Source organism: Faecalicatena contorta, from assembly GCF_001404335.1.
Classification (GTDB): Bacteria; Bacillota; Clostridia; order Lachnospirales; family Lachnospiraceae; genus Faecalicatena; species Faecalicatena contortus_B.
Genome location: NZ_CYZU01000097.1, coordinates 1 through 9,633, shown reverse-complemented (window position 1 = coordinate 9,633; position 9,633 = coordinate 1). Strand labels below are relative to the sequence as shown.

10 protein-coding genes are annotated in these 9,633 nt (G+C 46.1%); 8 read left to right on the top strand and 2 right to left on the bottom strand.

What is annotated here, in order from left to right; genetic code table 11:
- The first annotated feature begins 751 nt into the window (after positions 1-751).
- Together ARB69_RS24930 and ARB69_RS24925 are read left to right on the top strand one after the other, a co-directional pair.
- Positions 752-1,138 (top strand): DUF3221 domain-containing protein, encoded by a 387-nt coding sequence (locus tag ARB69_RS24930; RefSeq protein WP_050638938.1) that lies wholly within the window; start codon positions 752-754, stop codon positions 1,136-1,138.
- The gene (locus tag ARB69_RS24925) at positions 1,128-1,895 is read left to right on the top strand and encodes a 4Fe-4S dicluster domain-containing protein (protein ID WP_055155339.1); all 768 of its coding nucleotides are present in this window, start codon (positions 1,128-1,130) and stop codon (positions 1,893-1,895) included. Before ARB69_RS24930 ends, ARB69_RS24925 begins: the two co-directional genes overlap by 11 nt.
- A gap of 16 nt (positions 1,896-1,911) precedes the next feature.
- On the opposite strand, the gene ARB69_RS24920 is transcribed toward ARB69_RS24925, so the two are convergent.
- A complete protein-coding gene (locus ARB69_RS24920) occupies positions 1,912-3,252 on the bottom strand; it encodes an MATE family efflux transporter (RefSeq protein ID WP_055155338.1) in 1,341 nt (446 codons plus the stop codon).
- A gap of 130 nt (positions 3,253-3,382) precedes the next feature.
- On the opposite strand from ARB69_RS24920, the gene ARB69_RS24915 reads away from it, so the two are divergent.
- The 6 genes from ARB69_RS24915 (at position 3,383) to ARB69_RS24890 (ending at position 8,604) form a co-directional block, all read left to right on the top strand.
- Positions 3,383-3,919, top strand: coding sequence for a PadR family transcriptional regulator (locus ARB69_RS24915; protein ID WP_055155337.1), 537 nt, complete (start codon positions 3,383-3,385; stop codon positions 3,917-3,919).
- A 192-nt stretch (positions 3,920-4,111) separates the two neighbouring features.
- The gene (locus ARB69_RS24910; protein WP_055155336.1) at positions 4,112-4,675 is read left to right on the top strand and encodes an RNA polymerase sigma factor; all 564 of its coding nucleotides are present in this window, start codon (positions 4,112-4,114) and stop codon (positions 4,673-4,675) included.
- Positions 4,672-5,445, top strand: coding sequence for a hypothetical protein (locus tag ARB69_RS24905; RefSeq protein WP_055155335.1), 774 nt, complete (start codon positions 4,672-4,674; stop codon positions 5,443-5,445). The genes ARB69_RS24910 and ARB69_RS24905 overlap by 4 nt, the downstream gene beginning before the upstream one ends.
- Positions 5,432-6,286 carry an ABC transporter ATP-binding protein gene (locus tag ARB69_RS24900; RefSeq protein WP_050638933.1) on the top strand — a complete coding sequence of 285 codons (855 nt, stop codon included), beginning with the start codon at positions 5,432-5,434 and terminating at the stop codon, positions 6,284-6,286. The genes ARB69_RS24905 and ARB69_RS24900 overlap by 14 nt, the downstream gene beginning before the upstream one ends.
- Before the next feature lie 9 nt (positions 6,287-6,295).
- Entirely contained in the window at positions 6,296-7,420 is a 1,125-nt protein-coding gene (locus tag ARB69_RS24895) for a hypothetical protein (protein ID WP_129880068.1), read from the top strand.
- A gap of 11 nt (positions 7,421-7,431) precedes the next feature.
- Entirely contained in the window at positions 7,432-8,604 is a 1,173-nt protein-coding gene (locus ARB69_RS24890; RefSeq protein WP_055155333.1) for a hypothetical protein, read from the top strand.
- Between the two features lie 91 nt (positions 8,605-8,695).
- On the opposite strand, the gene tsaA is transcribed toward ARB69_RS24890, so the two are convergent.
- Positions 8,696-9,385: a tRNA (N6-threonylcarbamoyladenosine(37)-N6)-methyltransferase TrmO gene (gene tsaA / locus ARB69_RS24885; RefSeq protein ID WP_055155332.1), complete on the bottom strand. Its 690-nt coding sequence runs from the start codon at positions 9,383-9,385 to the stop codon at positions 8,696-8,698.
- Positions 9,386-9,633: the final 248 nt, after the last annotated feature.

Here is a 9,633-nt window from a genome sequence, read left to right as displayed (position 1 = left end):
GGTGGGATCCCGGACCAGGGCAGCGGATGTGGATTGGCTATGCGTGTCTTTTCATCTTCAAGATGCGTATTGAATTATTTTGATACCGGAAGCGTATCCCCTTGCTTTTTACACCTACTGGGGACATAAAAGTCCCGCCAATTCTATATCCATACGCTGCCCCCGTTTGAGGCCCCTCCTTAGAAACGAGCTTTTTCCTACCGGTTGGATGCGCCAGCTCCATGAAGGGATAGCCGAAAACCTCCCGGAGAACATCCATGTCCTTTCAAAAACGCTCATAGCGAACCTTAGAAATTCTTGGTGGGGAACAGCCCTGAAAATGGAGAGATTTTTGGATTCCGAATCCAAAAATCAGCTGACCCAGGCGAGAAAATCATCTGATTTCTCGTGATGTGTCAGTGGTGCTCCATTTTCAGGGCTGTTTCCCGCCTAGAATTTCTTAGGTCCGCGGCCGCGTTTTTGAAAGGACATGGATGTTCTCCGGGAGGTTTTCGGCTATCCCTTTATGGAGCGTCCCCATCCGCGCCGAGGCTAAAGCTCGTCGCTAACTCCCGATTTAGAGTTTTGTAGAGGTGTTAATCGTAAGGACTATTATAATAAGTATTCTTAATACAGCAGAAAATGAATGACTTTTATATCTCGCGGTGATAAAATCAAATTAAGGAAAAACATGTCATAGACATATAAGTTTAGATTCAGCTGGCAGAGATAATACAAGGATGAAACAGTCTGGGATTCAGGGTGGACAATTATGAGAAAAATACGATTGGGTTTGCTTACAATAGCCCTGAGCATCTGTATCTCAGGGTGTTCCAAAGACATTAACTACATAATAGACCATGAACCAAGCATCAAAGGAACCGTGATGGAGATAAAAGATGGATACGCCAGGATAGAGGTAAGCAAAAGTGAGGAAACAATAGCTGAAAATCAGGAGATTCTGGTCTCTTTGGACGCTGAAAGAAAAGACAGTACAACGGATCTGCAGATTGGCGACGAAGCAGCCGTATACTACGATGGTAATATTGAGGAAAGCGATCCGGCAAGAATTGAGAAGGTGTATGCTATACTCTATATTGGGGAGAGCCGTACCAAATTAGAATATGGAAAGGAAGGGGAAGCTGACGATGAAAGATGAATTAGTAAAGAAACAAATCGTTGACAAAGCAAAGGACCTTGGCGCAAATCTGGTGAGAGTTTGTTCCGTTGATAAGTGGGAAACGGAACCGATCCAGAATCCGGAATATTGGCCGCAGAATTCCTGGCCCTGGGTTAAAAATGTAATTGTACTGGGAATCCCGCTGTTTGCCCCGATGACGTTCACTACCCCCTCCATGGTATATCAGGAATTATATGACACCAGCAACCGGGTGCTGGATGATATTGCATATAAGCTGACGAATTATATTACTACAGAATTAGGATACAGGGCTTTGTTCTTTCCGAGAGACTGTTACTACTCTATTGATGTGCTTATGAAAAATCCGAATGCCTCTTTTTCTCATGTCGTAGCAGCCTACTATGCGGGTATGGGTACCTTTGGTGACAGCCATAATCTGATCACAAAGGAATACGGTCCCCGCCTGCGTATCGTTTCCGTGCTGACCGATGCGCCAGTCAGCCCGGATCCGCAGTTGGAGAAGGATTTATGCATTCACTGTAAAAAATGTCTGAAAGCTTGTCCGGTTCATTGCTTTGAAGAGAAAGAAAATAATCTCTTTAGTTATGATAAAGTTGCTTGTACGCAGCATCATGTAGACATTAAGAATGAAAATCACTGGCCCTGCGGTGTATGTATGAACGTTTGTCCTGTGGGGGATGATCTCAAAAAGTACAGGGGAGACGACGTCATCACAGAGCAGGGGATTCGGCACGCACAGGCCCATGGATCCTAGAGCGTATAATCCAGTTTTATTGCAATTCTCTTTGCAGGCGCAAAGCCATAAATATGGTGATGGCTGCAGTGATTACATCGGCAGCCGGCTGAGCATACAGGATCCCGTTCAGTCCCAAAACTTTTGGGAGTATCAGGATAACAGGAACAAAGCAGATGCCCTGCCGGCAGGCGCCGAGGAAGCTGCCTTCTTTTGCTTTTCCCATAGCAAGAAACAGAAAGGAATAAACGGTATAAAAACCGAAGAGCACAAAAGAAAGCCCGTTTGCTCTTAAGGCCGCCTGTCCGATCCGGATCATTTCCGGGTCATTTTTTGTAAACTGGGAAATAATCGCTGTAGAAAATAGGGCGGCAGCAAGACCAAAGATCAGGCAGAAGATAGTTGCCCACAGGATGGAAGTCTTTACAGCTTCTTTTAAGCGGTCGTACTTTTTCGCACCATAACTGTAGCCCGCGATAGGCTGCAGGCCTTTGAGAAAACCGAATACCATCAGACTTCCCACGGACATAATCTTTGTCACAGCTCCCATCGCGGCCAGAGCAGAATCACCATAGATCCTTGTCCCGTCGTTGATCATTGTCATAGACAGGCTGGTCAGCAGTTGAAATACCAGTGTGGGAATCCCGATTTTCAAAATCTCTGACATCACATCTTTTGATAAACAGTACTTCCGTATACTAAAACTAAATATACTTTTTTTCCTGAATATATACAGTAAATATATCAGTGCAGAGACAAACTGCGAAATGGCCGTTGCGGTCGCAGCACCGGCTACGCCCAGATCGAGAACATAGATAAAGACGGGGTCTAAAATAACATTGATCACGGCTCCTGCCAGCAGCACGCACATGGTTGTTTTGGCAGCGCCCTCACTGGAAACGATGTTGTTCATGGTGACATTAAAGACATTAAATATAGAGGAAGCAATATAGATACTTGTATAAGTAACCGCAAAAGGCATGACACTGTCTGAGGCGCCTATCTGGCGCAGAATGGGTTCCAGAAATATGAGGATGCATATAATGACTGCCGTTCCCACAAAGATACTGCTGTATATAGCAGTGCTTGCGGTTTTGTCTGCGGCTTCTTTCTCCCCGCTCCCTAACAGCCGTGAAAGGTAGGAAGCGGCACCATTTCCAAAGAGCAGTCCCAGTCCTACCACAACCTGGCCAAGGGGATATGCAACAGTAATTGCGCCCATCTGTGCAGTACCCAGCCCTCCTACAAAGTAGGCATCCGCCAGATTATAAAGCGCATTCACCATCATACCAATCATGGTGGGCAGCCCCAGTGCGAAAAGCGCTTTCAATACAGGGGCACTTCCAAGCAGTTCCATTTTTGTATTATGTTGTTTCATAATAAATTCTCCTTCCACTTGACATGAAGTGTAAAATAAAGTACTATAAATTATAGCAAACAAGTAGCAAAGTCGATAATACTATAATTTATAGTACTTGTCAAGACGAATAAGAAAAGGAAGGATATTTATGGCAACAATAGATTTAATCGTATTAGGGATGGTAAAAAAGGAGCCGTTAAGCGCATATGACATACAGAAACTGGTAGAATACCGGAACATATCCAAATGGGTAAAGATCAGCACGCCTTCAATCTATAAGAAAGTCATACAGCTGGAGCAGAAAGGCTTTATCAAAGGCACGATGGTAAAGGAAGGAAAGATGGCGGAAAAAGCCGTTTACTCATTGACAGAGTCCGGAGAAGCGGAATTCGAAAATCTAATGTATAAGATAGCCGCCCAGCCGGTCAACATATTTCTGGATTTGAACGCAGTTATAGTCAATCTGGACAGCCTCTCCCTGCAAGACCAGGAAGCCTGTCTTACCAGTATAGAAAGTAACATAAAAACACTAAAATCATATCTTGAAGAAAACATAACAGAAAAAGAAGGCAATCCTCAAATTCCTGAAACCGGAAAAGCCGTCCTCCGGCAGCAGATGATTCTGGCCCAGGCGATAGAAACATGGATCGAATCTGTAAAAATAAGTATAAGTGAAAAAGGTTAGAATGCCCTGCTAAAGGAGCGGAAACACAACTGATGATCAAGCTTGTAAAAAGAATAAAAATAAAAGTCCTGTATTGATAGAACCAGGACTTTTATTTTTATGATTTAAAGTGTAACTTTTCTAAATCTAATTCGACTAATAGATAGAAAGCGAATCTTGTTTGATATTTTTACAATCGGAAGGAAAAACGCAATGAATCTGAAAGACCTGGAGAAAAAAACGGATGGGCAGCTGATCGGGCTGGTGAAAAATAAAAATATGAAACAGGCTTATGATGTACTGGTGTTGAGGCATTATCGGGATGCTGTACGGTTCTGCATACAATATGCCAAAGAGGAGCAGACTGCCCTGGATATTGTACAGGACAGTTTTGCCGATATTTATGTGCACAGGGAGCGCCTGCCCCAAGCCTGCACGTTTCGAACCTATCTGTTTGCAGTGGTCAAACATAAATCGCTGGATGAACTGAGGAGAAGAGGGCGCCATGTAACAGAGGAGCTGGGGACGGCAGAAAGCGCCGGGGAATCTCCGCCAACGCCGGAGGATATTTACGTGAAGAAAGAAGCGTATGGCGAACTGGTGCAGTGGATAGAGGATTTGCCGGAAGAATACAGGCGTGTGCTTTATCTTTTCTGTGTGGAGGGCCTGTCCTACCAGGAGATTGGAGTGGTTATGGAAAAGAATATTCCGCAGATAAAAATAGTATTGCACAGAGCAAGGAAAAAGCTGCAGAGGAAAAGGAGGGAAAACGGATGACGCAGAGGGATAAAGAATTTTTAGAGGCTATGTGGAAAAAAGCAGAGGAAAAAGAACAGAATATGAGGCTTGCAGAGGAGCTCACTAAAACGCCGCCAAATACGGGAGTAAATTCATTTCTGTGGGATCTGTTCCGGGGGATTGGACTCGGGCAGCTGTACGCAGGCATGGGAGATATCCTGACTGTCTCATTTTGCATTGCGGCAGCGTTTATGTACATTGGATTACGGATTGTGGGCGCCGGTATAGCCAGCGCCTGCAGCATCGTATTTACAGCGGCGCCTGTCTTATATGCCACGGTGTTCTGTCTGTCATTGGTGAAAGAGCGGCAGAATCAGACGTATGAACAGCTTATGAGTTACAAGTATACTTTTTTACATCTGATGACAGCGCGTATGTTTTCAAACAGCCTGATAGGTATTGGCCTTAACCTTATTTATGCGGCAGTCCTTTCAGTGCGGTATTCGGCTGATTTTCTCCGGCTGGCGGCAACGGCTTTTGCATCCCTGATGATATTTTCCCTTCTCCTGGCCATGGGGATAGAACGGGGAAAGAAAACCGGATGGGGGGCAGCAGTGGGAGCCGGCTGGATTCTGGCCAATCTTGTATTCTTTCAGATGTCGGCCAAGTGGTACGAAAGGCTGATGGAAGGGATTCCGGTTCTTTTGTTTGCTGCTGTTGGAGCTGTTGCGGCAGTGGTTTACGTCAGGCAGCTGCTGGTAATGACAGGACAGCCCTTCAGAAAGGAGTATGCAGATGCTGCAAATTAATCATGTTACAAAAAAATATCAAAACTTTACGGCGCTAAAAGATATCAATCTGGAGCTGCATCCTGGAATATACGGCCTTCTGGCGCCGAATGGGGCCGGCAAGACCACGCTTATGAAACTGCTGGTCACCCTTCTTTTTCCCACAGAAGGGACTATACTGTGGGAGGGCAGAGAGATACAGAAGCTGGATGAAGCATACCGGGAAAAGATCGGTTTTCTGCCGCAGAAATTTGGCTACTACAGGGACTATACGCCTGAGCGCTATCTGGAGTATATCGGCATCCTGAAAGGGATTGACCGGAAAATACTGCGGCGGGAGATACCCCGTCTGCTGGATACGGTGGGGCTTGCAGAGGTATCAAAAAGGAAAATGAAGAAATTTTCCGGTGGAATGATACAGCGGGTAGGGATCGCACAGGCACTGCTCGGAAATCCGGAGATCCTGATATTAGATGAGCCCACGGCAGGCCTGGATCCCAAGGAACGTGTGAGATTCCGAAAAATATTGAGTTCCCTTTCCAGGGATAAGATTGTTATGATCTCCACACACATCGTTTCGGATGTGGAGTTTATTGCCAACCATATTATTATGCTGAAGGAGAAACAGGTATATGCCAATGACACTACAGAACATCTCTGCACCATGCTGGATGGAAAAGTCTTTGAGGCAGAAATCAGGGAGGAGCAGCTGCATCTTTGGGAAGAACAGTACCAGATTCTTTCCCAGCGTCAGGAAGGAAGACATTTTGTGGTGCGGTTCATTGCAGAGCAGGGAAATCCGCAGTGGAAAAAGTGTGAGGCTGGCTTGGAAGATGTGTTTTTATACACTTACAAGGAATGAGGCGAAGATATGAGGAGACAATGGATGCGCGTAGTGCTCAGCCCGATTTTCTGGGGGCTGCTCATTGGCAGTATGGGGGTAAATGCATGGATACTGATAAACTTCAGCGGCCAGAGGGCTATAGTGGAGAAGAGTGTGAAGGCATGGGAGGATCTGGGGCTGCCGGTTGATGAAAATACAGCGGAACAGTACCTGGAAGTTTTGGAGCCCGGAGAGAAGAAAGAAGCGGGAATTCCCACTCTGCGCCAGATAATGGATGGCACAGTGTATATGACGAATGAACTGGACAGCAGTGTTCTGGCAGAAAATTTCTCCTCTGCCCTTATGCTGGAAGACGGGGCAAAGAAATATGCGGAGAAAGAATACCAAAAGATGGAGGGTATCCTGGCAGAGAATCGGCGGAATCAGGATGCTGCACACTTCTTTGTCCCGGGAAGCAGAGGTTTTTTTGAATTATTTTCAAGATGGATTCCTCTGGCCTGTACGCTGGAAAGCATTCTGGCAGGCGTTCTCTTTATGCTGCATCGTGTCAGTGAACCATTACAGGCAGGGACGGCATCCGTTGAGTATACATCCAAAACGGGAAGAAAAAGCCAGGATCAGAGGAGGAGGGCAGCGATCCTTGCCGGACTCACTTTTACGGCTGTCATATGGGGAGTAACGATTCTGGCGGCAGCCCTTATATTTCCTTTAGGTCCACTGTGGAAGACACCCATTGGAAGCATGATGGTGCTGGATTCTTATTTCCCGGTTATCAGCTGGTTTCCGCTTCACATTGCGGGATACCTGGGCCTGGAATTCTTAATATCAGTCTGCGCAGCGGTGCTTTTTTCTTATATTGGGTATACGTTTGCGGCAAAGGGAAGAAATAGTTTCAAGGCATTTATACTGCTGGGGTTTGGATGTGCATGTATCTATACGGTGACCTCTCTGTTTCCCAAATGGAGCGTCGTTTATTTTATACTGCAGTACAATCCCGTTGATCTTGCCAGGAAAGCAGGACACTGGATGGTAAATGGGGCCTCCTTTCTTTCGCCGAGATATTATGAAATCACTGTGATTATCCTATGGGGCATTCTGATAGCATGTGCAGCTTTCAGAGTGCGGAGACAGTTTTTAAAGAAAGATTTGTAAGGAGGGTGTATATGATAAGGACAGAGATAAGAAAAATACTGACATGGAAGAAGCTGCTGTGTCTGCTGGGCTTTGGGATACTGTATTTTCTTCTGTTTATAAGGCCGTATGTAAATATACATCCGGGCAGCTATCATCAGACTGCCGATATTGCAGAAGCTATTACGGATAAATATGGGGTTTCTATATCACCGGAAGAATATGAGAAAATGAAAAGTGAGGCTCCGGAAAAGGGAATCAGTGCCATAGACCGGATGATAGCGGAGAATGCGTTGTTTCAGGAGTATGGCTTCCATACGTTTCAGAAATTCAACCTGGGGAGCGAAAGTCTGACGCCCGATGAGGACACGGCATTATGGATGGAAATCTATGATTCCTTTAGTGACGCCGAAGTGTCGGAGGAATTCACCAGGACAATAGAAATCAATGTATATGATATGTTTTTGGATAGTTACAGGACAGAGGCGCTGCAGGAGAACGGAAGTGCAAACGGAACATCCGTTTATAAAGATTTGGACGATCTTCAGAGACAGAGGGTATTAGAACGAAATCGGGAGGAGGTATTTACGATCCTTCCATCTGTAATACTGGAAGATAATTTTCAGGTTCTTCAGTTTTGGTCAGTTTTTGTAATTATCGGAGTGATATTTATGATTCTTCCCTATATGGTACAGGAGAATCAAAATGAAATGCCGTCACTTCAATATTGCTGCAGGAAGGGGCGGGGCTATTACCTCCGTAAGCTGGAGGCAGGCCTGATTACTTCTTTAGCGGTGATCGGAATATCCATCGTATTTTATTTGATAACCGCAAAAATTAACCGTGTCACAGATTTTTGGAATGCGTCAGCGTCTTCCTTTTCGAGCGGATATATTGGATGGTTCCCATGGTCTATAGGAACTATGAGTGTCATGAGTATTTTGTTTACAGCTATGATGGCAGCAGGAGCAGGAATGATCTTATTCGCCGTTACCAGACACTGCAGAAACTATATATCAGCCATTGCACTGGCCCTGCCGCTGGTCATCCTGGCGGGATGTTACGGAGCCTTCTTTATATTAGATTTTGCAGAGATAACCAGAGGAAAATACATGGTGCCAATGATCTCTGCCGTGGTACTGGGCCTGGGGGTTCTTGCCAATCTGGTACAGTATATGGCAGAGAAGAAAAGAAATATAGACTGAACGAAAATGAAGCTTCCGTCCAGCCTTACAATCACTGCTATGCACGGTCTATGGACCGTGCAGCGCGGTGTACGGCCCTGTGAATGGGAATTTACAATCTTTCAACCCCACAGATATGAAGCTCATCGTTCTCAACATAAAACCGTATATTCATACCAGCATACTTCATTCCGTAGATACGCGCCGGATCTTTCTGATAAGAAGGTCTGGGATCCTGTGCCAGGATTTCCATCAGCGCAGACCGGCATTGTTCTGGGATAAGCTCGAGGCATGCAGGCGGGCAGTCTACATTCAGGCTGTAGCCCGCTTGCCGGCTGCCAAAGCCGCCTTGTGCGTTAGGGTGACTGTCCACATAGGGCAGATAGGGCTTGATATCAAAGACCGGGGTTCCATCCATCAGGTCGGCTCCGCAAATATGGAGAACCGGGCCAAAATCAGGGGTGGTGCTGATGCCCTCCAGACGGACGCAGGACAGTCCAACCGGATTGGGCCGGAATGGGGAACGCGTGGCAAACACCCCCATTCTCTGGTTGCCGCCAAGCCTTGGCGGACGCACGGTAGGGCTCCATTCATCACGGATGGATTCTGAAAACCCCCAGATCAGCCAGATATGAGAGTAATCTTCCAGGCCGCGCAGGGCATCCGGATTGCGGTAGTCCGGTTCAAAGATGAGCTTTGCCTTCAGGGATTCCACGAGACCGCTCTGTCGGGGGATGCCGAATTTTTCCGGGAAATCGCTTTGAATGTGTGCAATTGTTTTTAAAGTATAAAGAGAAGTCATGGATACGCCCCGCTTTCGATAGCTTTTCTATTAGAAAATGTAACATAGAACTGGAGGCGCAGTCAATCGGGATTTAGTGACGAGCTTTTGCCTCGGCGCGGATGGGGACGCTCCATAAAGGGATAGCCGAAAACCTCTCGGAGAACATCCATGTCCTTTCAAAAACGCGGCCGAGGACCTAAGAAATTCTAGGCGGGAAACAGCCCTGAAAATGGAGCACCACTGACACATCACGAGAAATCCGATGA